This window comes from Corynebacterium sp. (assembly GCF_030826625.1).
Lineage (GTDB): Bacteria > Actinomycetota > Actinomycetes > Mycobacteriales > Mycobacteriaceae > Corynebacterium.
This window is the reverse complement of record NZ_JAPJNQ010000006.1, coordinates 1-22,811: the sequence shown is the minus strand read 5'-3', so window position 1 is coordinate 22,811 and position 22,811 is coordinate 1. Positions and strand designations below refer to the sequence as shown.

Here is a 22,811-nt window from a genome sequence, read left to right as displayed (position 1 = left end):
CGGCCATGTTGGGTGCAATTTGGGCGCAATCGCTGGACGGCATCATTGGTGATGGTGTGTCCATGCCGTGGCATGTGCCGGAAGATCTCGCGCATTTCAAAGAAATCACCACCGGTGCGCCAGTGATCATGGGGCGCAAGACCTGGCAATCGCTCCCCGAGCGTTTCCGTCCGCTGCCGGGGCGGGATAATTACGTGCTGTCGTCGGCGGCTCCTGGTCCGTGGTCGGCTGGTGCGGATGTCGTGAACTCGCTTGACGACGTCACCACGTTGTCTACAGCCTGGATCCTGGGTGGTGGCAAGGTTTATGCGGCCACGCTCGGAGATGTGGACCGGCTAGAGATCACTCTGATGGGGGCGAATATTGGTAGTATTTACGGGCAAAGGGCGGTTTATGCCCCGGAAATCCCGGATGATTTCGGGCTGATCGCAGATAGTGACTGGCAAGTCTCTGCCAATGGCCATCTGCAGATTCCGGGACATGAGCCGAGTGATTTACCGCTGAAATATCGCTTTTTAACCTACGAACGAAAGGCTGCAGCTTAAATGTCTGACGTACAAACCCCAGAAACTTCCCAGCACATCACTGTATTCGGTGCCACCTGGTGCCCGTTTTGCCGCAAACTGATCGGCGACTTGGAAGCCAACGGCACCCCATTTGAGCTCATCGACCCAGACTCCGAGCAGGGACAAGCCAAAAACGCTAACCCTTGGATCGAATCCGTGAACGACGGTAACCGCATCATCCCTACCGTGTTGTTTTCCGATGGCACTTCGATGACCAACCCACCTGCCGCTGAGGTGGCAAAGAAGCTGGAAGAACTGCAAAGCTAATCTTCCCGAGGCCATGCCGACGTTTTTCGGTGCTGGCCACAGCCAATTGCTTGACTGCGCTAGCTAGGCGCCCCGACGGCCACGTTGCCCGACCGAGGGCGGTGTGCGCTAAGCTATTGGCTGGACTGGCTGTTCAGAATCTCTTCTGGTCAGCGTTTGGCCCCAGTAGCTCAGGGGATAGAGCACGGCTCTCCTAAAGCCGGTGTCGGTGGTTCGAATCCACTCTGGGGCACACTTTTGTCTTGAGACTTCGTCCGTTGTGTTGGCGATGTCTCAAGACTTTTTTGCTGAGAGCTGCCATCGCGCATCAATGATTTAGGACCCCCTTCCCAAAAGAGCCCACGATCACACGCGTTGCACACCTGAAACAAATGTTACTGGTGTTATTGTTGTGAAGATTATTCATTCCTGATTGGAGAAATCTCAATGAATGCTTCCCGCAATGTCAGTCGTCGAACGCTGCTGCGCACCACCGGTGCCCTCGCCCTCGCTGGCGCTTTCATCAGCTCCAACTCGGCACTCACTGCTCCGCTCGCTGCGGCTGCACCGGGTCCGGGCCCTGTGCTCGGTCAAGTGCTGGACTATGCCGCCGGTGTGCCGTCGGCACGCTCCATCAAAGACGGCGGTTTTCTCGGTGCTGTACGCTACGTTTCCGAACGACGCCCAGGTGCAGCATGGATGCTGGGCAAGCCCGTCAGTGCCACCGAAACCAACAACCTGGCAGCACTTGGGCTAGAGACCGCATCTGTCTACCAGTTCGGGCGCGCGGAAACCGCGGACTGGAAACAAGGTGCATTAGGCGCAGCTACGCACGCACCAAAGGCAATCGCGTTGCACGTCAGCGCCGGTGGGCCAACCGGCCGTCCGATCTACATCGCAATCGACGACAACCCTTCGCGTCACGAATACGACACCTTGATAGCGCCATATTTGCGCGCTTTTGAAGCTGTCCTGAAAACGTCTGGGTATTCCGCCGGCATCTATGGAAATTACAACGTCATCGACTGGGCAATCAAAGACGGCATCGGTTCGTATTTCTGGATGCATGACTGGGGTTCCGGCGGAAAGATCCACCCGCGTACCACAATCCATCAGCTGCCACAGAACAAGCAACAGACCATCGGCGGTGTGGTCTGCGATATCAACAATGTTTACGCCCGGGATTGGGGCCAGTGGAAGCCAGGCGTCGCGTCAGGAGCTGGCGGCACTCCCCCAAACACCAACCAGCAGAATAACCAGCCGCGTCCACAAGGCCAACCGCAGCCGCAAGGCCAATTCCCGGCTATTCCAGGCAGCACGACGCCACCAAACGTCGCCGACCTGCAGCGGCTCAGCTCTGATCCTGCAGTACAACAAGGTGCGCGTACCCTGCAAGAGTTAATCAAACTCGCCCAGGATAACCCGCACCTCGCAAAGCAATTCGGGCTCTAAAAGCCTAGATTTCCACCGGTGATCCGTGCCATCACAAGCGTGTCGCGTGACAAGTCACAACGAGACTTCGCACACTACTTCACAAAGTCAGAAAACTGTTCTTTTACGACGGCAGACAGTTCCGCTGCGGTGCCTGTGATTGCCGCAGCCGCGACAAAGTCTTTGCCAAAAGAAACTGACGAATGCAGGCTTCGGTCATCAGACCAACCCCATTTCGTCCCCTGCACACCCGGCAATTGCGCAGTGCCGAAATTCTGCTCATAACCATCAGCAGCGATAGGCTCGGTGTGTTTCATCATTTCCAGCAGCTGATGCTTTGGATTTTCGTCTTTCAACTGGGCGATAAAACTAACGACGTCATAGGTCGAAGTCACGGACAAACCCCAACGTTGCCCACCCCGAGTTGAAAACAAGCGGTATTCCTCAGCCACCTCATCGATCGATTCAGGGTACCGTGCCCACAATTGATCCGCAGCACTGTCGCTTGATTGCGTGATCATAGACTCGACCAGCTCGATATCGGCATCCGTGCCATTGTTCAAAACATATTCAGCGATGAACAGCTTTGCCAGTGACAATGCTGGTCGCGCCATCCGATCACTAGTGCTGCCCAATTTAGAGTTATCCGAAAACCGGTAAAGCGTAAATTGGCTTCCCTGCTGATTTTCGACGAACTCAACTTTCCGTGGCCGCAAAATGTTACTGTCCGGGGTCAGCTGGGTGCCCGCTCGCGATTTAATCTTCGCCACCGATGTTGCTGAAGCCTTGGTGGCTGATACATCGTCGCTTGCTGCATCCGCGTCGTTGGCACTATCGTCAGCCGCCAAATCGTCATCGCTAGCAGTAGCGCCATCACCGTGAGCTTCTGAAAGTTGCCCATTAGCGCTGCCCGGCAAATGCGAAGCACTGGAGCCATGATGGCCACCGAGATACACAGCAATAACCATGGCAATCACAGCGAAGATCAGGCCGAACCAGCTCAAAGCTTTCAGTCCGGAAAATTTTGAATGCATCACAACTTGGCATTCTACAAAACCGCCACAACGCACCGCGCCGATACCACACAGGATGCACCACAATAGCAAAATCCCTGAGCGTAAAACTACGCTCAGGGATTTCAGTGTGAGTCATGGGATGATGCGATATTACACCACCATCATCCTGCGAGTTGTGGGATTAGTGATCCACCGGAGCCTCGACACCCACACCAGTCATAGAACGAACTTCCATTTCTGCTGCCAGGTGATCCAACTTGTCCGGCTTGGACAATACGGTTCCCAGGTAACCAGCCAGGAAAGCCAACGGAATAGAGACCAGGCCTGGAGAGGTCAGCGGGAAGATCGCCCAATCGGCGCCAGGAATCATCGAGGTTTCGCTACCCGATACGGATGGCGAGAGGAAAATCAGCAACAGCGATCCGATCAGACCGGTGTACATGGAGGCAACTGCACCGGTGGTGTTGAACTTGCGCCAGTACAGCGAGTACAGAATCGTCGGCAAGTTTGCTGAGGCAGCGATCGCGAAGGCCAGGGAGACCAAGAAGGCCACGTTCTGCTCCATCGCCAAGATTCCCAAGATAACCGAGGCAACGCCCAAGACGATAACGGTGATGCGGGAAACACGCACCTGTGATTCTTCGGATGCTTCACCGTCGCGCAGCACGGCGTCGTAAATATCGTGTGCCACCGAAGCCGACGCAGTGATGGTCAAGCCAGCGACCACCGCCAACACCGTAGCGAAGGCAACCGCGGCAACCACGGCCATAAAGATTGGTCCGAGCAATTCGAGCGCGAGCAGTGGCGCTGCGGCGTTGGCACCACCTGGTGCGTCGACAATGATGTCTGGACCCACCAGTGCAGCTGCACCGTAGCCGAGAACCAGGGTCATCAGATAGAACGAACCGATGATAACGATTGCCCAGGTCACCGAACGACGAGCTTCAACCGCGGTAGGAACCGTGTAGAAGCGCATAAGAACGTGTGGCAGACCACCAACACCGAAAATCAGAGACATACCCAAAGAGATGAAGTCCAGCTGCGTCCAGATGTCTTTGCCGTATTTCAGGCCTGGTTGCATGATGTCTTCAGCTTCATACGCGCGCTCTGCCAGGTATGCGGAGTTGCGGTGGGTCTCAATTGCTTGATCAAACAGCGTAGTAAAGCCACCACCGGCAACAATGAAGGTCAAGATGATCATGACGACGACGGCTGTCACCAGGAGGACGGCCTTGATCATCTGCACGTAGGTGGTGCCTTTCATTCCACCGATCAAAACGTAGGCGGTCATGACCGCACCGACGATGCCGACGGTGACGTACTGCCAAATCTTTTGATCCAGACCAAGCAAGACCGAGACCAGCGAACCTGCACCAGCCATCTGTGCAACGAGGTAGAACAAGGACACGAAGATGGTGGCAATTGCGGCTGCCAGGCGCACCGGCTTTTGCCGCAGGCGGAACGAAAGCACGTCCGCCATGGTGAAGCGTCCGACGTTACGCATCGGTTCCGCGACCAAGAGCAAAGCGAACAGCCACGCAACGAAGAAGCCAATGGAATAAAGGAATCCATCGTAGCCGTATAGGGCAATCGCGCCGACGATACCAAGGAAGGACGCGGCCGATAGGTAGTCACCCGAAATCGCTAGACCGTTCTGACGCCCCGAGAACTGTCCACCACCGGTATAGAAATCAGATGCCTCTGAGGTAGTTTTACCCGCCCTGGTCACGATCGTCATGGTGACGACGATGAAGGCCGCGAACACCCCAATATTGATCAACGGGTTACCAGCATCGAGGCCTTCTTCCGCTGCCGCCTGGGCCACAGTGGAGACGTTTGTGCTTGTCTGAGCAAGCGAAGCGATAGACATTGCTTAGCCCTCCATTTTCTCACGGATGGCCGCCTGGCGCGGCTCCAGGTTTTTATTGGCGAATTTCACGTACAACCAGGTGATCAAGAACGTTGTAACGAACTGGGCAATCCCCAAAACCAGGCCGATGTTGAATCCGCCACCGATTTTGACAGCCATGAAGTCCGGGAAGAAAGTTGCCACAACGAGATAAGCGAAAAACCACAACAGCGCGATGATGATCGCTGGGAACGTAAACCCGCGGAAGCGGCTTTTGAGTTCAGCAAATTCTTCCGATTTACTCATCTCAATAAATTCCTCAGACGTAGCTTTACGCCGAGGTGCGTTGGAAGGAGCTCCTGCCATTATCTCTCCTATTACTTCTGGGGCGACGCTTATGCGTCAGATTCCTATTCGCTTCACTATGGATTCACTCCGTAATGAAGCTGTCTCCACACATCTGTGCGGAGACGGGCAATTTGCTGCACATCACATGTTACCTTGCTAACAGTCTCAGGAATAACTTAACCCCCATCACAGGAAAGTTTCCTAAAAGTAATCACCCCCGATTGACCCGATTACCTGCAACAATCAGATCCTCCCCCATCCCCCACTCACCCAGCTATGGCTACTTTTCGTGTGGGAAGATTTCCGGATCCCCGAAAATACGACCGAACCCTGGCAACTCAGCTAACGCATCGATATCGCTAGTATCCGCTTGCGATAATTCAACACCGAGCGCACCGAGGTTTTCTTGCAGGCGCTCCCGCGAGGATGCCTTAGGAACCACAGACACCCCTTTGTCCAAGAGGTAGCGCAGCACTACCTGCGCCACTGTAGCCCCAGTGGTTTCCGCGATCTCACCTAATCGTGGATTATTCAGAACAATCCCGCGCGCCAGAGGCGACCATGCTTCCACTCGCGTGCCATGCTTTTCGTTGGCCTCGAGCTGCTCTGGCTGGTGGAATCCAGGGTGCAATTCAATTTGATTCAAGCTCGGAGCAACCCCTGTGGCCTCAACGAGTTTCTCAAGGTGTTCTGCATTGAAGTTCGCCACCCCGGCAGAAACTAATTCTTCGGTTTCCCGCAACTCCAGCAAAGTTTCCCAGGTTTCCACGAAACGGCCGCCCTGTGGATAAGGCCAGTGAATCAAGAAATTATCAAGATACCCCACATCCAGTTTGCGCAGTGACTGTGCAAAACCTTGCTTTGCTTCGTCAGTGCCGTGCTGGTCGTGCCAGAGTTTGCTGACGACATAAACGTCTTCCCGCACAACATCGCCTGCTTTGAACGCGTTGTTCAGCGCGCGGCCCACTGCTTCTTCATTGTCATACAGGCGTGCGGTATCGAAATGGCGATAGCCCAGTTCGATCGCGGTACGCACGATTGATTCAACTTTGTCTGGCGCAATTTTGTATGTACCAAGACCGAGCTGTGGCATGACGGTGCCGTCGTTGAGGGCAAAATTCGAAATAGTCATAACTTCCATGATGCCACTAGACATGGCACAGGCGCCGTGATCGACTTTTTGATCACGGCGCCTGTCTGATTAGTGTTGATTCATTCTGCGAATGCGCAGTTTAGTTGCCCTCACCGACCGACAATAAGTCAATCATGAAGACAAGCGTGCGGCCGGACAGCGGGTGCCCACCGCCTGCAGGGCCATATGCTTTATCAGGCGGGATAATCAGCTGACGGCGCCCACCAACTTTCATCCCAGGAATGCCTTCTTGCCAGCCTGCAATAAGGCCTTGCAATGGGAATTCAATGGACTGACCGCGGTCCCAGGACGAGTCGAATTCCTGGCCAGTTTCGTAATCAACTCCGACATAGTGCACCTCAACGAAGCAGCCAGCTTCGGCTTCGGCGCCGTCACCAATCACGATGTCTTCGGATGCAAGCTCCGTCGGTGCTGGGCCCGAAAATTCTTCGATCTCGGGTTTTTCCATTGCCATAATTCTCCTTGTGAACTGGGAAATATCTTCTCGCTGAGATGAGGACGTGTCCGATTTTCTCGGCGCATTCTGCCACAATCCGTCAGCGATCAAATGTGACAGCCAAAAAGGCTGGACCTAGCCAAACTAGATCCAGCCTAGCTATAAGCCACCGCCTCGCCAACCAAGGCGAGACTGCAACCGACGCAAATATCGCTTAGCGCTGGTCCAACGAAGGTACGTCGCGACGGCCTTCGCCAACGTAAATCTGGCGTGGACGGTTGATCTTGGTTTGCTCGGTGAGCTGTTCGCGGTACTGCGCGATCCAACCCGGCAAGCGTCCCATGGCGAACAAAACGGTGAAGAAGTCCGTAGGGAAGCCCATCGCACGGTAAATCAGACCAGTGTAGAAGTCTACGTTCGGGTACAGCTTGCGCTCTACGAAGTAATCGTCGTTCAGAGCAATTTCTTCGAGCTTCATCGCCAGATCCAGCATCGGATCACCACCGAGGTGCTCGAGGATCTCGTGTGCGGAATCCTTGACGATGGCAGCGCGTGGGTCGTAGTTCTTGTACACACGGTGGCCGAAGCCCATCAGGCGAACGCCCTTTTCCTTGTTCTTCACGCGGTTCATGAAGTCGGTGGCGTCACCATCGTGGTTGTTCTGGATATCATCCAACATCTCCAGAACGGCCTGGTTTGCACCACCGTGCAGAGGACCGGACAGTGCATTGATACCGCCCGCGATGGACACGAACATGTTGGCCTGCGCGGAACCAACCATGCGCACAGTCGAGGTTGAACAGTTCTGCTCGTGGTCCGCGTGCAGGATCAAGAGCTTATCCAAAGCCTTGGCCAGGACTGGATCAACTTCGTACTTCTCGGTCGGGTAACCGAACATCATGCGCAAGAAGTTCGATGCTGGATCCAGAGAGTTATCTGGGTACATGTACGGCTTACCCTGAGAAGCGCGGTAAGCGTAAGCGGCCAGCATCGGCACCTTAGCCAGCAGGCGGATGGTTGCCTTATCCAGCTGCTTCTCATCGAGTGGGTTCAGTTCATTTTGGTAATAGGTCGACAGAATGTTAACCGACGACGCGAGCACAGCCATTGGGTGTGCATCACGTGGGAAGATGTTGAACTGTGCCTTAAAATCCTCGTCCAACAAAGTGTGGCGCAGAATATCGTTGTTCCAGGCATCCAACTGCTCTTCGTTTGGCAGCTCGCCTTTAATCAACAGGTAGGCAACTTCGTTGAAGCTGCAGTTGTTGGCCAAGTCCGCGATATCGTATCCGCGGTGACGCAGAATACCTTCATCACCATCAATGAAGGTGATCTTGGATTCGGTTGAGCCAGTGGAGACATAGCCCGGGTCGTACGTAACGTAGCCGGTTTCGCCGAGCATCTTGCCCAGTGCAAGACCCGAGTTTCCTTCGGTTGCTTTAACGATTGGCAGTTCGTATTCACCACCAGGGTAGTGAAGTACAGCCTTGTCATTATTGTCAGAAGCCACAATGAACCTTTCGCTAATTGGTTGAATCGCAAGTTCGATACAATTCGTACAATTCGATAGTACGGAAAACGACTCACCTACGGCGGATCCGGCCAATTTCAGCCGCATCCTGGTGCTAATCATAGTAGCAAACTATGTGATGCTATCAACATTATCCACCACTTAGTGGCCCAAAACTCTAGCCCTTCCCCACCCCATCACCGCTCAATGCCTATAGTAAGAAGAGCACGCTCTATGCAGCTAATTACAGTTAGATCTAAGTTAGATATTTCCGCAGATTTTTGGTTCCACAATGGTGGCCATACAGAAGTGGTTCTACAGAATCTGCACGAGCAGTGCCCTACCGTCGAAACCAGGAAGGCCTTTCTTGAAAATGGATTCTGCAAATCCTTTAACGTTGCCTGAACACTTGCGCCCTTCGGATGGCCGCTTCGGTTGCGGCCCTTCAAAGGTCCAGCCTGCCCAGATCCAGGCCGTCGTTGACGGCGCCAGCAGTATCATCGGCACCTCCCACCGCCAACCGGCAGTCAAAAACGTTGTCGGGGACATCCGCGATGGCCTAGCCAAGCTTTTCGATATTCCCGAAGGCTACGAGGTCATTATGTCCCTCGGTGGCGCCACTGCATTCTGGGATGCCGCGACCTATGGGCTGATCAAGAAGAAATCCGGGCACTTGAGTTTTGGTGAATTCTCCGCCAAATTCGCGAAGGCTTCACAGCAGGCGCCCTGGCTAGACGAACCGACTGTCATCAAAGAAGAACCAGGCAACGCACCAAAGCCCCAGGCCATGGAAGGTTGCGATGTCATCGCTTGGGCACACAACGAAACCTCCACAGGCGCCATGGTGCCGGTGACCCGCCCAGAAGGCAGCGCCGCGTTGGTTGTGGTTGATGCCACATCGGGCGCCGGTGGCCTTGAGGTTGATATTGCAGAAACCGATGTTTATTATTTCTCACCACAGAAGTGTTTCGCCTCCGACGGTGGGCTCTGGTGCGCTATCGTGTCGCCGGCGGCGATCGCACGCATCAAGGAGATTAAAGATTCCGGACGATTCATCCCTGCCTTCTTAGATCTACAGACAGCCGTAGAAAATTCCCGGAAAAACCAGACCTACAACACCCCAGCCGTCGCCACGCTGCTGATGCTCGATGCTCAAATCAAATGGATGAACGACAATGGCGGGTTAGCAGGCATGGTGCAGCGCACTCGCGAATCATCGGCAATCCTCTACGAGTGGGCTACCGAGCGGGCAGAAACCACTCCGTTCATCAGCAACGAAGATGCCCGTTCGTTGGTGGTCGGCACAATTGATTTCGATGATTCGATTGATGCAGCAGAGCTAGCAAAAACACTGCGCGCCAATGGCATTTTGGATGTCGAACCTTACCGTAAATTAGGGCGTAACCAGCTGCGTATTGGCATGTTCCCTGCTATCGAGCCTGGTGATATCTCAATACTCACCAAAGCTATCGATTATATTCTCGATAACGGTAGCGAGAAACGGTAGTATTTTCTGCAGCTACTGCACACTAAGGAGTCAGGTATGCACCAGTTAGCATTCGAAGGCCACAACTTAGAGGCGTCGGTCTTGTACTTCCGCGACGAGACTGGCCAAAGTTTTGAGCTGCCCGTCAGCGAAGAGCTGTTGCGCATTTTGGGCACTCACCATAATGCGACTAACGCAGCTAAGACTGCATCCGGTGCCCCTGATTCTGCTGTGACGATCATCGACGAGTCTGAGCCGACCGCCGCTGGTGACGACTCCAACACAGGCACAGCCAGCAATGCCCATGGCGATGCAGGCACAGACGATGCAGGCACAGACGCAGCCACGAGTACAAATACAGACGCCCGCACCAATGCCGAGGGCAGCGTCAGCCAACCCAACCAAGCTGCTGGCTCCGAGCAATCACAGCCAAGCTCCGAGCGTCCTGGATTAAGCGCAGTGCCGGAAGTTCCGCATATGGTTCCCACCAAGGCGAGCGGCGTGCCGGATCGCGAACGCCCACGAAACCGACCAATGTCGATGCGCCCGAACCAAATTCAGCAGCGCATCCGTGCGGGCGCGAGCGCGCAAGAGCTTGCCGACGAGATGGGAGTGGAGGTTTCCCGCGTGGAACCATTCGCACATCCCGTGGTTCTGGAGCGCGAACGCATCGCGGAATTAGCGAAGCAAGCCCACCCAGTACGCGATGGTGGCCCTGATCGTCTCACGCTCTGGGAGGTCCTGGCTACGGCTTTTGCCGCCCGCGGGCATTCTCTTGCTGATTCACACTGGGATGCCCACCGCAGCGTTACCGGAGAGCCCTGGACCATCGAAGTTTCCTGGACCGCCGGCCTGTCACAAAACTCCGCACAATGGCTGTTCCATCGGCATCCGACGTCGGCAGATACGGTCGAGCCACGTAACTCTGTTGCAGCTGATTTGGTGGATCCTGACTTCATCCAACCAGTGCGCTCGGTAACTTCCCTGACCCGCTCACAACGCGTTGATGACGACGCACAGGATGCATTTAACGCCGGCTTCGATGGCATCATCTCCGGTGATCCTCTCGCAGAAGACGAACTCGCCGCGCACAAAAAACGCAAACGCGGTGCTTCGCACCCGTTACAGACTGCTGATACTTCACAGAATGCAGTCGACAACTCCGGCCCGGCTGACGATGACGAAGACACCCGCGATGACATCCCTGTGGTCAAAGACTCCGATGAGCGACCTGCACAAGATTCAGCACGAGGCGCAGACAGCGACGACGACGAATTCCTGCAACACCCAGAATCAGAAGCGCCGAAAAAGCGCCGTCGCAAAGCAACGACCCCACATTGGGAAGATGTTTTGCTTGGCGTACGCGCCAACACCAAGCGACCGCGCCGTTAACACACGGGCTGTGTCGCAACCACACTAATCGCACCGAAGGTTTCCCATGACGCAGTTTGAGTCTCACCAACCGGGTACGCCGGACCCGCTATCCGACGGTTCCCAACCAGAGGACCGCTCAGCGGTGCTTACCTTGTGGTTTCTTGATTCTGCGGATAATCCTGCGGAAGTATTAGAGAACAACCCGGTCGCTGACCGCGGGTTCGGGCGGAAATATTTGGCACAGATGTATCCTTCAGCGCCGATCACCTTGCTGGGGCAATTCCCACTGAACCGTTCTGCCCAAGCATCAGCCGACGAATTTTATATAGGCGCCTACCCTGGCATCACGGTGCTACAAACCGTTATTGATGATGCGTTGACGTTGTCTGAGCTTTCGCCACAGCTGCGTGATTCCCTCCCCGCCACAGACGTCTATGCTTTTGCCTTCAACGACGACACTGGCTTCGGTGGCATCGCACATTGGCACAATGGCGAGCTGTATCGCAGTCTGACTGCGACGCGCTATGCAACATTCGAGAACGAGGGCCTGCCCGACGGTTTTGAAGCACCACTGTGGGCGGGTGAACGCAGCCCACAGCTCGGCGGGATCGCGCTGCCCTTCGCCCCGGCAGATTTGCTTGCCGACGCCCACAAAGCCTGGCTGGGGATTGACTTTTCTGCCGACGGCCCCGATATCGACGTAGTAGGCTTCGCGCTGGATGGGCGCCCTGAACCAAAATTCGCCCGCGGCCGCAACGGCGGCTCGCACGCGCTCGTACGCAAGAATTCGGCTGCGCGGCCCTCTACGGCCACCGGCTCCAATAGCTCCGCAGCGCTCACCGAGAACTACGACGACTACGAGAATCACGCAGCACAAGCAGAACAGTCTTCGATCACCGAAACGTTTATGAATGGCGCTACCACCACCGCGCGCGTCGTCGGCAAGCTAGGAAAAACTGCCGCTCGTAAAACGCGCACAGGATGGGGCAAACTCCGTGAGCAATTACGCCATCTTGACCGTGGCTAGCACTCAGTGCAGGCTGCGCCAACGCTCGTATAGGCAACAAGCCGCCGTCGTGGCGACGTTAAGCGAATCTGCGCCTTCTGCCATCGGGATAACCACCAAGCTATCGGCGGCTTTCATCGCGTGCTGACTAAGCCCTGGGCCTTCCGCACCAAGTAACAGCGCAACCTTCTCGCGGGGCTGCTGCGAGGCATCAACAAGCGCATCTCGAAGCTCCACAGCTCCTGCCCCTGGGCTCAGCGCTGCCACATGAAAACCTTGGTCGCGCAGATCTTGCAAGCCATGGTGCCAATCATTCGGGCCTCCGGGAATGTGCACGCTCGGAAGTCGCAACCCCTGCCCCATCGACACTCGGATGACTCGACGATCCCACTGGTCACCGCAGCCGGCTCCGAAAACGATTGCTTCCGCGCCCAAGGATGCCGCAGAGCGAAAAATTGCGCCGATATTATCCGGATCGCCCACGCCCTCTAAGACCACCACGGTACGCGCGTCCCTAAGGCGCTCGAGAGCTACCGGCTCCGGGCGCGGAGCCACGGCGAGCAATCCACGATGTAGTTCGAAGCCGACAACCGCACGCAGCAACTGGGCCGAAAGTTGGTAGACCGGTATCCCGAGTCGCGCGATGTATGACCACTGTTCAGGATATTGCGCACCAAACTGCCGCAGTTTTTCTTTCAGCCCGAATACTGCAGTCGGGCGCACCAGGGAATCTCCCGCGCACATGCGCGACACCGGCAGCGCGCCGTCGGCAAGCACCACCGGCTCACGCCGCGCCGGAATATAATCGCCGGCCTCGTTGTTTTGCAACCGCGGGTTCCGGTCCGGGCGCAGACGCGGGTGGTTGAGCAAGCGAATATCCGCGAATCGCTCGTCATCCACGTCAGCCTTACGCACCTCGATCACCTGCGGGCTGTGCACGGCAGAATCAGCAGAGGAAGAGATCATAGGTACAGTCGCGTAACTATCCGAGTACTGCACGCAGCGGTTCGATGGCAAAGAAGATTACGAACAGTGCCGAAAGCAGCCACATGATCCAGTGCACCTTGTTCGCTTTGCCCGCGAACAAGCTCAGCGCGGTGAAAGCAATCACGCCCACGCCAATACCGTTGACGATGGAATAGGTAAATGGCATCACCAGAATGGTCAAAAACGACGGTAGCGCAATATGGAACTTGTCCCATTCAATGTCTTTCACCTGGCCCATCATCAGCACGCCGACGACGACGAGAACTGGCGCTGCAGCTTCCATCGGAACGATCTCATACAGAGGCGTCAAAAACATCGCGGCCAAAAACAGCAAGCCTGTGACAACATTTGCTAGGCCGGTGCGGGCACCGTCAGCAACACCTGCAGCGGAGTCAGCATAAACCGTGTTCGAGGACGAGGAGGTTGCACCACCAAGCACGGCACCGAAGCCTTCGACAACCAGTGCCTTTTTCAGGTTGGGCAAGTTGCCATTGTCGTCGACCAGCTTGCCCTGCTTGCCCAAGGCGGTCATCGTACCCATCGCATCGAAGAAGTTCGCCAGCACCAGTGCAAAAACCAAGAGCGTTGCCGCTAGTGCCCCAACCTCGGTGAAAGCGCCAACCAGGTCGATAGCTCCTACCAAAGACAGATCCGGCATCCCGCCCAAAGAATCCGGTACCGCAGGTACTGCCAGATTCCAACCAGTCGGGTGAGCCTCACCATCAGCATCAACAGACGGCCCAACCCCCGCGATCGCTTCCACGATGACGGCAATAACGGTGGTGACAACGATGCCGATGAACAGGCCACCGCGAATTCCGCGAACCATCATGAAACCGCAGATGAGTAAACCAATAATGAAGACCAAGGTCGGCCAGCTAGCAATCGAACCATCGATGCCCAATTGCACCGGGACGGTGGTGCCGGCAGCGTCTGGGATGCGACGCACGAAGCCCGCGTCCACCATGCCGATCATGGTGATGAACAAGCCGATGCCGACGCCGATCGCGGATTTCATCGCCGCTGGGATGGCATGGAAAACTGCCTCACGGAAACCGGTCACCGCCAAGATGACGATGATAATGCCGTCGATGACGACCAACCCCATCGCTTGCGCCCAGGTCAGCCCCTCGCCCAGCACCAAGGTGACGGCGACGAGAGTATTAATGCCTAATCCAGCAGCGAAACCGAAGGGATATTTCGCGATGACGCCGAACAGAATGGTCATGATGCCTGCCGCGAGGGCGGTCACGGCTGCAACCTGAGGGATTCCCAGCACGGTGCCTTCTACATCCTCGGTGGTACCCAAAATCAGTGGGTTGAGGATGATGATGTAGGCCATCGCAAAGAAGGTCACGACGCCGGCGCGAATTTCCGATGGAATCGTGGAACCGCGTTCGCTGATGTGGAAATAGCGGTCTAAAAAGCCACGTTCAGACTGTGAATTTGCTGTATTGATGTCGCCAGTTGACTCTGCTGGCTGTGAAGACGGTCTTGTCATGCACCCATTATGAACCACATACGGCACAATTAAAGACATGGGTCCCCTAGGTATATTCACAGCTACCCTCCACCGTCCCCGCAGCAGCGCCCTCGGGCTAGGATTAGCCGCACTCTTGCTGGCAACTTCCTGCAGTAGTGCTGATCATGCCGATAGCAGTACTGCCAACGCTCCCCGCACAACCAGCGACGCCACGGCAACAGGTACCGCAGATGTGGGAGACGACAATTCCATAGAACGGCTAGTGCCACGAGTGATTGCCACTCACCCGTTTTCTGCCGAATCTTTTACCCAAGGCCTGGAATTCGCTGCGGATGGGTCCCTCTTAGTTGGTACCGGCCAGTGGGGTGAATCCCGCATTTACCGGGCAGAGCTCACCACCCACGAAATCGCTGAACATCACGAGCTTGCCGACGAATTTTTCGGTGAAGGCATCACCCATACTGGCGAGAAGATTTGGCAGCTGACCTGGCAAGCCGGCGAAGCGATTGAACGAGACCCACAGAGCCTGGAAGAAATCGGGCGAGCACATTACGACGGCGAGGGCTGGGGCATTTGCGCTCGCGACGGCGAATTATTGGTTTCGGACGGCTCAGCTACCGTCGTCAAGCGTGACCCGGATACTTTCGAGCTGCTCGACGGTGCGGAATTGCAGGTAACAGCCAAGGGTGCCGCCGTCGACAAGATTAACGAGTTGGAATGTGTCGGAGACTCTGTCTATGCCAACCGCTTTTTAACTGATGAGATCATTCGTTTTTCTGCTATCACCGGCGAGGTAGATGCAATCATCGACGCTTCGAGCCTGAAGAACAATGCCGTTGCCGATCCGAACCACGTGCTCAACGGAATCGCTTTCGATCAGCGCAGTGGGCATTTCTTTCTCACGGGCAAACGTTGGCCGGATTTGTACGAAGTTGAATTCGTGGCCGACCCAGCCCACCATTAGTGACGGGATAACCGGGTTCGGCAGCAGCTGCGCCGAAAAGTAAGCTTAAGGCCATGGCTACCCGTAAAGAAGCGAAGCGGAAATCGCTGATTCAGATTTTGGTGCTCATCGTCGCCGTCGTGGTGGTTGCAGTCGCTGCTTTGGTATTCCAAAACTGGTGGACCAACCGTCCCGGCCCGGAACCGGGAAGTATCACTTTGCAGGCCCGCGTCGGTGACCGGGAGGAAGAAATCAGCCCTTACTTGGTGTGCGAACTGGGGGCGGAATGCCCGGAAACTGAGGTCGCGGAGTTGCTGGTCGATGCTGACGAAACCTTGCACATTGATGTCCCCGAAGCGGTGCACAAGGTCCCGTGGCGAGTGCTACGAATTTATGACGATCCGGCGGCCAACGACGAGGTATTACACGGCGCCTACGACACTGATTCCGTAGAAATTGCGGGCTCCGCCGGCGATGCTCGTTTGCTCGTCGTGGAGATTTCCACTGTGCTCATCGGTACTGATGACCAAGGTGAGGAATCTCCGTATTCGGTTGTGTGGTCGATTGCCACGCAAGAGCAGTGATAGTTCGAGGCTCGAGCAGTTGGTTTTGCTCGAGCCCCGAGAATTTTTACTTAAGCATCTAGGTCTTTGGCAATTGCACGCAAAATTTCCGAGACCTGACGGCCAGTTTTCCGGTCCGGGTAGCGGCCGTTTTCCAAGGCCGGCTGCACCTGGTTTTCCAGAACCGTCATAACGTCCGAGACCAGAGAGTGCAGCTCTTCCGGCTTGCGAGCTATCCCTGCCTTCCGACGCGGGTTATCGAGAACTTTCACACGCAGCGCCTGCGGCCCCCGACGGCCAGCAGCGAAATCAAACTCGATGCGCTGGCCTGGGAGCAGTTCGTCGACGCCTTTGGGTAACACGTTCTTACCGACGAAGACATCAGCATCTCCTGGGTTGGAGGCAAAACCGAATCCTTTATTTGCGTCGTACCACTTCACTTTTCCAACCGGCACGATCGTCACCACCTTCGTTGTTCTAACTCGTCATTATCGTTTATTTTTCGCTGTTGCTCGCTGTTATGAACGCTTGCCGTTTTCGATCTTATTGTCGTGGTATTGCCAGGCAACGCAACATCATCCTGCACTGTGATGCAGCAGACGATATCTAGTCGTCGATACCAGCAGTCAACGCGTAAAGGCTCCATTATATCTAGGCTCTAATTACCCCAACAACCCCAGCGTGACGTGATCTTTCGCGCACCGATAAATCACAGCCAGCGGTAGAGATTTAGCGTAAAAACTTCCGACAGCTTAGCCCCCGCCAATGGTTTGTGATTTACTTCATAAACGTTGCTGTGCTGCATCTTTACTGCGATCACATTAACAATCACCACATTATTCACGAATTTGTAGCCAATTTTGCGCCAAAGCGTGACACATTCGTTATAAATCGCTAGTGTTTCTAATCAGGCACACGGTCACTTTCGCACACCTGCTACAAACAAGTCCGCACGACGAACCCGAGCAGGGCGCGAATTCGACCATCACGATCTGTGCAGCAATCATCACACGCGGGTTCTGTATGCGGCACAAGGAGAAATCCAATGGGACGCCACAGCAACGTGAAGAGCAAGCGCATCACCAAACTTGCAGCAGCCACCGCCGCCGTTGGCGCATCCGCTGCGCTGTTCAGTCCAGCTGCTGACGCTGCCCCAGTCTCCGACTGGGAGCGCTTGGCGCAATGTGAATCCAACGGAAACTGGTCCATCAACACCGGCAACGGCTTCCACGGTGGCCTGCAATTCACGAACTCCACCTGGCACGCGTTCGGTGGCGGACAGTTTGCTCCCAACGCCCACCAGGCAACCAAATCCCAGCAGATCTGGGTTGCAGAACGCACCTTGGCTGGACAGGGCTGGGGCGCATGGCCTGCCTGCTCCGCGAAGCTGGGGCTGAACTCGGCACCTAACCTGGATCGTTCAGCAAACGGTGCTGCCGCCCCGGCTCCAGCACCAGCGCCTGCACCAGCTCAGTACGCTGGCCAGCGTGAGCAAGCCGCTGCTCCTGCCGCGAACAATCCATTCCAGGCGGTAGAAGATCTCTACCAGCGCATCGAATCTACTCTGGCACAGTACGGTTTGGCCGTGCCTGCACCGATCACACAGGCTTACCAACACGCTTTGGCCCAGGCCAAGGGTGCCGTCGCTGGAATCCCAAGCGTCGATGAATTCTACCGTGCTAACGCCGGCGCTATCGACGCAATCTTGAACCTGCGCTAGATTTTTCTGGGGTAGTTATTCTGAGCTAGTTGTTTTGAGCGCATCTCATAGTGTGCGCAAGCTGCAGTCAACACTGACTGCAGCTTTTTCTTTGGCAACAGCAACCGGCAACTCAATGACAGCCAGTGATTGCTTGCAGCACAAAAACCTCCAGCCCCATGGTCTGGTTTTGCCATCGACTAGGGGCTGGAGGTTGTCAGCTCTAAACGCTTAGCGCGCGGTATACGCTATTTATTGATCCGCGTATAAGGGTGCACGTAGTTCAGCTTCTCGGCAGGAATTGGCAGCACCAAATCATCACCGAATGGGCTCGAAGCTCCAGTCAGTTTCGAATGCAGCTCAGTAACCGGGTGATCACCGTCTTCCAGGTGAGTCGGCCATGCGGGGTTGAATTTTTCTACGTTTGCCATAAACCTCATTCTGCCAAAAATTTTTCTAAAAAGTAAGCGGAACCACCACAAAATTCAGCAGCGTAAAATCTGGCAGTACTATGGCCGATCATCCAATTACGCAATCGCCTGCACACCACCTCGCCGAATGGCTAGAGACCCGCACAAACCAGCAACTTAAGGTCATTGTGCAGGCCCGTGCCGATACCGCGATCCCCGAACCGCGCGATCTGCAGACTCTAGCGCACCGGCTACTGCTGCCGGCTTCACTCGCCCGCGCCTTGGAACAGCGTAATGCACTCGAACTCGCTGTCGTGGAAGCCTTGCTCACCGCCGGTGCGCACACCCGACCAGTAAGCCAGGATCAACTCCTAGCTGCCCTGGCCGGAAGCCAACTAGAAAATGCGCATCATACCTCCGACATCTTTGACGACGCTGGCGACACTGGCGACGACCGGAATGCCTCTGCACTCGCACAAGCACTTCAGCAGTTACAGGCCCACGCCATCGTGCTGAACTATCCGCCAGAAAAAACACCTGCTGCAAAGTCGACTCAGGCTGCGCAGTATTGGCTCCCAGCACGAATCCAAAATTTACTTTCCCACCGCGACCGACTTTTGCAGCAACAATCCGTCAGCGCGGAGACCATCGCCCACCTCCCCGATCAGCACCATGAAATTCTGCGACGGATTCACGCTGGCGGTGGACTCGGCACCACCAAGTACGCGGATAGCACCGACCCAGACCACCCCATTACGCAGATGATTTCTGCCGGAGTGTTATATCACGTGGCGGATTCGACAGTCGCGTTGCCGGTATCCGTTGCCCGCATACTCAGCGATTTACCCTCCACCGATGTGCACTTACTGCCTTCTGCACGTATCGCGGGGCTGCTATGGCACAACAACGACGAAGTGCTCGGCCGATATCAACCCGATGCCCGTTACACAGCGGCCACATCATCGTCGTCGACAGCTGCAGAGCAAGCTGCAACCGCAGCGGGGCTCGAAGCTTGCCGAGAGGTTTCCAACCTACTCGACTATCTCGGCGAACGGCCAGCACCGATGCTAAAAAATGGCGGGCTAGGACAACGCAGCACCAAGACAATCGCACAACGCTTAGGACTGTCAGTCCGCGATATTGCCCGCACAGTCGCCATTGCTGCGGCCGCCGGGCTCATCGGCACCGGGGAACCGAAACCGCTGCCTGCCGAAGGTGAAGGCAACTACCTCGCACCGACCCGGCGCGCCGATGATTGGCAGGAAGCAGATTTATCCACCCGCTGGTCCATGCTATTACGGGGCTTGATCGACTCTCCATGGCCGTGGTGGCAGATCGACGATGCTACTGAGCCACACCAACGCCTGTTGCATGCAGAGTTTAGTCATCATCGCCTAGCCGCCTACCGTCGTCTAGCATTGCACGCTTACGCCCGTAGCAGTGCGCAGGCTGCAATCACTGATGCGGAATTTTGGCAAGATTTGCTGTTTTTGCATCCAAAGCTGGTGACTGCTTCAACCCAATCGCTGTTTGCTCCTCTGGTACGTGAGGCTGAATGGCTTGGTGCGATCAACAATGGAGTTCTCAGCAGTCCTGCCGTGGCTTTGCTTGTCGACGAGGCCAGCCCACGAACCGAGCACACAACACGATCAGTGGGCAGTAGCACAGCGTCTACTGAACCCGACTCGAACAATGCCGGCGCTACTTTTCACGATGCTGCTGATCCTGTCATAGCCGCCACGCGCGCACTATGTCCAGAGCCAGTGAGCGAATTTATCGTGCAAGCTGATCTCACCATAATGTGCCCCGGGCCTTTGGAACCCGTGGTACGCACTGAATTGGAGCTTCTCGCCGATGTGGAATCATCCGGCTTGGCGAGTCTATACCGGGTTGATGAATCCTCACTACGCCGCAGCTTGGACGCAGGTCGCTCAGGTGCGCAAATCATAGAGTTTTTACGCGAGCACAGTCTCACCCCAGTCCCCGATGCGATGCTATCAATAATCCGAGACCTCGCCCGCCACCACGGCGGTTTACGCGGCGGCCCAGCGGTATCATATGTGCGCTGCGAAGACCCAGCCACGCTCGACGTCCTGGAGCATTCGGCAGCGGCGGCAGAGATCGCGATACACCGGGTTGCCCCCACTGTTGTGATCTCACAGCGCCCTTTGGCATTCGTGGTGCAAAAGCTCGCGCAATACGGTTTCTATGCAGTTGCTGAGGACAGTCACGGGCACGGCATCGATATTCGGCAATCCCCGGCACGGGTGCCTGCACCGCGTAACAGGCCAGCATCTAGCCCTCGCTTAGATGCCGAGAGGGTGACAAGCATCGTCGACAAGCTCACTATTGGCACACAGCCTGCAAACACTGGCACCAGCGCAGCAGAGATCAGCAATGTAATCGAACTTGCCCAGCGTAGCGGGCGCACCGTGGTGCTTGGCTATGCGACCAAGAATGGTCAGCGTAAAGAAGTGCGTGCCACAATTTTATCGATTTTTGGAGGCAACGTAGATATTCGTTTAAGCCAGGCCGGGGCTGCAGACTCGAGTGCGGCGGCGAACCCCACAACGAGCCCCACACGTTCCGAGAGCATTCGACGCATCCCTCTCCATCGAATCATCGATATCAACCACACCGATTAAGCGAGAAAGCACGGCGTTTAGCAGAATTAAGCGAGTACCATGGGACAGACTGTCTGTGTGAGAAAGGAACAATCCTGTGCCCTTAGGCGATGGCCCATTAATCGTGCAATCAGATAAGACTTGTTTGCTTGAAATCGCCCACCCGCAAGCAGATGCGGCCCGCGTTGCGCTGTCACCATTCGCGGAACTCGAAAAAGCTCCCGAGCACGTACACACCTACCGCATCACGCCATTGGCGTTGTGGAATGCCCGGGCTGCAGGTTTCGATGCCGAGCAGGTCGTCGATGTACTCGAAACCTATTCCAAGTTTCCGGTACCCCAGGCGTTGTTGGTCGATACCGCCGAAACTATGTCGCGTTACGGGCGGCTGAAACTACACAACCATCCCACTCAAGGGCTGATCTTGGAGAGCACGGAGCTACCGGTCCTCGAAGAGGTGGCGCGCCACCGCACAATCGCAAGCATGCTTGGAAGCCGCATCGACGAATCCACCTTTTCGGTGCCACCTTCCGAGCGTGGCCGGCTCAAGCAAGAGCTACTCAAGATCGGTTGGCCTGTCGAGGATCGAGCAGGCTACGTCGACGGCGAAGCACACCCAATTTCTTTATCGACGAAAGACGTCGACTGGCAACTGCGCGATTACCAACGTTATGCCACGGAATCGTTCTGGCAGGGCGGTTCTGGTGTCGTCGTCCTGCCCTGTGGCGCAGGTAAAACGATGGTCGGTGCTGCGACGATGGCGAAAGCACAAGCGACCACGTTGATCCTTGTGACCAGCACGATTGCTGGCCGACAGTGGCGCGATGAGCTGATCCGTCGCACCAGCCTCGAAGCACACGAGATTGGCGAATATTCCGGAGAGAAAAAGGAAATCAAGCCAGTCACGATCGCCACCTACCAAGTCATCACACGCAAAACGCAAGGTGAGTATCGGGCACTCGAGTTGTTTGATTCCCGTGATTGGGGGCTAATCATTTACGACGAGGTTCATCTACTGCCCGCACCCGTGTTTCGCATGGCGGCGGATCTGCAATCCCGGCGACGTCTTGGGCTCACCGCAACGCTGATCCGCGAAGATGGGCGCGAAGGCGATGTGTTTTCGCTCATCGGCCCGAAGCGCTACGACGCGCCCTGGAAAGAGCTGGAAGCACAAGGCTTTATCGCCACTGCCGAGTGCATCGAGGTGCGTGCGGACATGCCAGCAGCCGAGAAGATGGAATACGCTACCGCAGCGGCAAAAGATCGTTATCGTTTGGCCGCGTGTTCGTCGGTGAAGTATTCCGTCGTCGACAAGATTTTGGACAAACATTCTGGTAAGCAAACACTGCTCATTGGTGCATACCTGGACCAATTAAAAACGCTAGCGAACCGAATAGGTGCCCCGGTGATTGATGGGCGGACCTCTGCAGCCAAACGCGAGCGTTTGTTCGCTCAGTTCCGGGCTGGTGAAATCACCACGTTAGTCGTCTCTAAGGTCGCGAATTTCTCCATCGACCTGCCAGACACCGCAGTGGTGGTGCAGCTCTCGGGTACCTTCGGCTCACGACAAGAAGAAGCACAGCGTTTAGGGCGTTTGTTGCGCCCGAAATCCACCGGTGAAATCGCCTACTTTTACACCATTGTCACCCGCGATACGGTAGACGCGACTTTTGCATTACAC

Annotated in this window: 21 protein-coding genes and 1 tRNA gene; 12 read left to right on the top strand and 10 right to left on the bottom strand. The window is 55.8% G+C overall.

Translation table 11 applies throughout. The features are described from left to right. Window positions 1-5 precede the first annotated feature (5 nt). The 4 genes from RCH87_RS01680 (at window position 6) to RCH87_RS01665 (ending at window position 2,264) form a co-directional block, all read left to right on the top strand. Window positions 6-545 (top strand): dihydrofolate reductase, encoded by a 540-nt coding sequence (locus RCH87_RS01680; RefSeq protein ID WP_306515017.1) that lies wholly within the window; start codon window positions 6-8, stop codon window positions 543-545. Further along, on the top strand, window positions 546-833 hold the full coding sequence (locus RCH87_RS01675) for a glutaredoxin domain-containing protein (protein ID WP_306515016.1): 288 nt from the start codon (window positions 546-548) through the stop codon (window positions 831-833). 159 nt (window positions 834-992) lie between these two features. Continuing rightward, window positions 993-1,065 (top strand) — tRNA-Arg (locus RCH87_RS01670). A 194-nt stretch (window positions 1,066-1,259) separates the two neighbouring features. Continuing rightward, a complete protein-coding gene (locus RCH87_RS01665; protein WP_306515015.1) occupies window positions 1,260-2,264 on the top strand; it encodes a DUF1906 domain-containing protein in 1,005 nt (334 codons plus the stop codon). 74 nt (window positions 2,265-2,338) lie between these two features. Here the strand turns inward: RCH87_RS01665 and RCH87_RS01660 are convergent, their stop codons facing one another. The 6 genes from RCH87_RS01660 to RCH87_RS01635 form a co-directional block, all read right to left on the bottom strand. Then, window positions 2,339-3,277 (bottom strand): hypothetical protein, encoded by a 939-nt coding sequence (locus RCH87_RS01660; RefSeq protein ID WP_306515042.1) that lies wholly within the window; start codon window positions 3,275-3,277, stop codon window positions 2,339-2,341. A 163-nt stretch (window positions 3,278-3,440) separates the two neighbouring features. Then, window positions 3,441-5,129, bottom strand: a complete 1,689-nt coding sequence (locus RCH87_RS01655) for a cation acetate symporter (protein WP_306515014.1) — start codon at window positions 5,127-5,129, stop codon at window positions 3,441-3,443. Window positions 5,130-5,132: 3 nt separating this feature from the next. Continuing rightward, entirely contained in the window at window positions 5,133-5,474 is a 342-nt protein-coding gene (locus RCH87_RS01650) for a DUF485 domain-containing protein (protein WP_306515013.1), read from the bottom strand. A gap of 262 nt (window positions 5,475-5,736) precedes the next feature. Then, window positions 5,737-6,588 (bottom strand): aldo/keto reductase, encoded by an 852-nt coding sequence (locus tag RCH87_RS01645; RefSeq protein ID WP_306515012.1) that lies wholly within the window; start codon window positions 6,586-6,588, stop codon window positions 5,737-5,739. Window positions 6,589-6,688: 100 nt separating this feature from the next. Beyond that, the gene (locus tag RCH87_RS01640) at window positions 6,689-7,057 is read right to left on the bottom strand and encodes an FKBP-type peptidyl-prolyl cis-trans isomerase (RefSeq protein ID WP_306515011.1); all 369 of its coding nucleotides are present in this window, start codon (window positions 7,055-7,057) and stop codon (window positions 6,689-6,691) included. Between the two features lie 202 nt (window positions 7,058-7,259). Further along, window positions 7,260-8,555 carry a citrate synthase gene (locus RCH87_RS01635; RefSeq protein WP_306515010.1) on the bottom strand — a complete coding sequence of 432 codons (1,296 nt, stop codon included), beginning with the start codon at window positions 8,553-8,555 and terminating at the stop codon, window positions 7,260-7,262. A 373-nt stretch (window positions 8,556-8,928) separates the two neighbouring features. On the opposite strand from RCH87_RS01635, the gene serC reads away from it, so the two are divergent. From serC to RCH87_RS01620, 3 genes are read left to right on the top strand one after another with little or no spacing between them, the layout of a single operon-like run. Beyond that, entirely contained in the window at window positions 8,929-10,062 is a 1,134-nt protein-coding gene (gene serC / locus RCH87_RS01630) for a phosphoserine transaminase (RefSeq protein WP_306515009.1), read from the top strand. A gap of 36 nt (window positions 10,063-10,098) precedes the next feature. Further along, entirely contained in the window at window positions 10,099-11,433 is a 1,335-nt protein-coding gene (gene sepH / locus RCH87_RS01625) for a septation protein SepH (RefSeq protein ID WP_306515008.1), read from the top strand. A 46-nt stretch (window positions 11,434-11,479) separates the two neighbouring features. Then, the gene (locus RCH87_RS01620; RefSeq protein WP_306515007.1) at window positions 11,480-12,442 is read left to right on the top strand and encodes a hypothetical protein; all 963 of its coding nucleotides are present in this window, start codon (window positions 11,480-11,482) and stop codon (window positions 12,440-12,442) included. A gap of 3 nt (window positions 12,443-12,445) precedes the next feature. On the opposite strand, the gene RCH87_RS01615 is transcribed toward RCH87_RS01620, so the two are convergent. Both RCH87_RS01615 and RCH87_RS01610 read right to left on the bottom strand, forming a co-directional pair. After that, window positions 12,446-13,387, bottom strand: coding sequence for an RNA methyltransferase (locus RCH87_RS01615; protein WP_306515006.1), 942 nt, complete (start codon window positions 13,385-13,387; stop codon window positions 12,446-12,448). A 16-nt stretch (window positions 13,388-13,403) separates the two neighbouring features. After that, window positions 13,404-14,909, bottom strand: coding sequence for an NCS2 family permease (locus RCH87_RS01610; protein WP_306515005.1), 1,506 nt, complete (start codon window positions 14,907-14,909; stop codon window positions 13,404-13,406). A gap of 115 nt (window positions 14,910-15,024) precedes the next feature. On the opposite strand from RCH87_RS01610, the gene RCH87_RS01605 reads away from it, so the two are divergent. Together RCH87_RS01605 and RCH87_RS01600 are read left to right on the top strand one after the other, a co-directional pair. Next, entirely contained in the window at window positions 15,025-15,855 is an 831-nt protein-coding gene (locus RCH87_RS01605; RefSeq protein ID WP_306515004.1) for a glutaminyl-peptide cyclotransferase, read from the top strand. 53 nt (window positions 15,856-15,908) lie between these two features. After that, the gene (locus RCH87_RS01600; protein ID WP_306515003.1) at window positions 15,909-16,418 is read left to right on the top strand and encodes a DUF2771 domain-containing protein; all 510 of its coding nucleotides are present in this window, start codon (window positions 15,909-15,911) and stop codon (window positions 16,416-16,418) included. 50 nt (window positions 16,419-16,468) lie between these two features. Here the strand turns inward: RCH87_RS01600 and RCH87_RS01595 are convergent, their stop codons facing one another. After that, on the bottom strand, window positions 16,469-16,852 hold the full coding sequence (locus RCH87_RS01595) for a cold-shock protein (protein WP_306515002.1): 384 nt from the start codon (window positions 16,850-16,852) through the stop codon (window positions 16,469-16,471). Between the two features lie 590 nt (window positions 16,853-17,442). Between RCH87_RS01595 and RCH87_RS01590 the strand changes: the two genes are divergently transcribed. After that, window positions 17,443-18,117, top strand: a complete 675-nt coding sequence (locus tag RCH87_RS01590) for a transglycosylase family protein (RefSeq protein WP_306515001.1) — start codon at window positions 17,443-17,445, stop codon at window positions 18,115-18,117. Window positions 18,118-18,344: 227 nt separating this feature from the next. On the opposite strand, the gene RCH87_RS01585 is transcribed toward RCH87_RS01590, so the two are convergent. Next, on the bottom strand, window positions 18,345-18,527 hold the full coding sequence (locus RCH87_RS01585) for a hypothetical protein (protein ID WP_018121166.1): 183 nt from the start codon (window positions 18,525-18,527) through the stop codon (window positions 18,345-18,347). Window positions 18,528-18,607: 80 nt separating this feature from the next. Here RCH87_RS01585 and RCH87_RS01580 point away from each other — a divergent pair, with 80 nt between their 5' ends. Then, the gene (locus RCH87_RS01580) at window positions 18,608-21,151 is read left to right on the top strand and encodes a helicase-associated domain-containing protein (RefSeq protein WP_306515000.1); all 2,544 of its coding nucleotides are present in this window, start codon (window positions 18,608-18,610) and stop codon (window positions 21,149-21,151) included. Between the two features lie 76 nt (window positions 21,152-21,227). Further along, the coding region (locus RCH87_RS01575) for a DNA repair helicase XPB (protein ID WP_306514999.1) at window positions 21,228-22,811 on the top strand (1,584 nt) is incomplete at its 3' end.

Coding starts and splice junctions, on each gene's coding strand:
- sepH (WP_306515008.1), top strand. CDS start 10,099: ATGCACCAGTTAGCATTCGAAGGCCACAACTTAGAGGCGTCGGTCTTG.
- RCH87_RS01615 (WP_306515006.1), bottom strand. CDS start 13,387: ATGATCTCTTCCTCTGCTGATTCTGCCGTGCACAGCCCGCAGGTGATC.
- RCH87_RS01610 (WP_306515005.1), bottom strand. CDS start 14,909: ATGACAAGACCGTCTTCACAGCCAGCAGAGTCAACTGGCGACATCAAT.
- RCH87_RS01600 (WP_306515003.1), top strand. CDS start 15,909: ATGGCTACCCGTAAAGAAGCGAAGCGGAAATCGCTGATTCAGATTTTG.
- RCH87_RS01585 (WP_018121166.1), bottom strand. CDS start 18,527: ATGGCAAACGTAGAAAAATTCAACCCCGCATGGCCGACTCACCTGGAA.
- RCH87_RS01675 (WP_306515016.1), top strand. CDS start 546: ATGTCTGACGTACAAACCCCAGAAACTTCCCAGCACATCACTGTATTC.
- RCH87_RS01645 (WP_306515012.1), bottom strand. CDS start 6,588: ATGACTATTTCGAATTTTGCCCTCAACGACGGCACCGTCATGCCACAG.
- RCH87_RS01640 (WP_306515011.1), bottom strand. CDS start 7,057: ATGGAAAAACCCGAGATCGAAGAATTTTCGGGCCCAGCACCGACGGAG.
- serC (WP_306515009.1), top strand. CDS start 8,929: ATGGATTCTGCAAATCCTTTAACGTTGCCTGAACACTTGCGCCCTTCG.
- RCH87_RS01590 (WP_306515001.1), top strand. CDS start 17,443: ATGGGACGCCACAGCAACGTGAAGAGCAAGCGCATCACCAAACTTGCA.
- RCH87_RS01620 (WP_306515007.1), top strand. CDS start 11,480: ATGACGCAGTTTGAGTCTCACCAACCGGGTACGCCGGACCCGCTATCC.
- RCH87_RS01650 (WP_306515013.1), bottom strand. CDS start 5,474: ATGGCAGGAGCTCCTTCCAACGCACCTCGGCGTAAAGCTACGTCTGAG.
- RCH87_RS01580 (WP_306515000.1), top strand. CDS start 18,608: ATGGCCGATCATCCAATTACGCAATCGCCTGCACACCACCTCGCCGAA.
- RCH87_RS01655 (WP_306515014.1), bottom strand. CDS start 5,129: ATGTCTATCGCTTCGCTTGCTCAGACAAGCACAAACGTCTCCACTGTG.
- RCH87_RS01660 (WP_306515042.1), bottom strand. CDS start 3,277: ATGCATTCAAAATTTTCCGGACTGAAAGCTTTGAGCTGGTTCGGCCTG.
- RCH87_RS01665 (WP_306515015.1), top strand. CDS start 1,260: ATGAATGCTTCCCGCAATGTCAGTCGTCGAACGCTGCTGCGCACCACC.
- RCH87_RS01680 (WP_306515017.1), top strand. CDS start 6: ATGTTGGGTGCAATTTGGGCGCAATCGCTGGACGGCATCATTGGTGAT.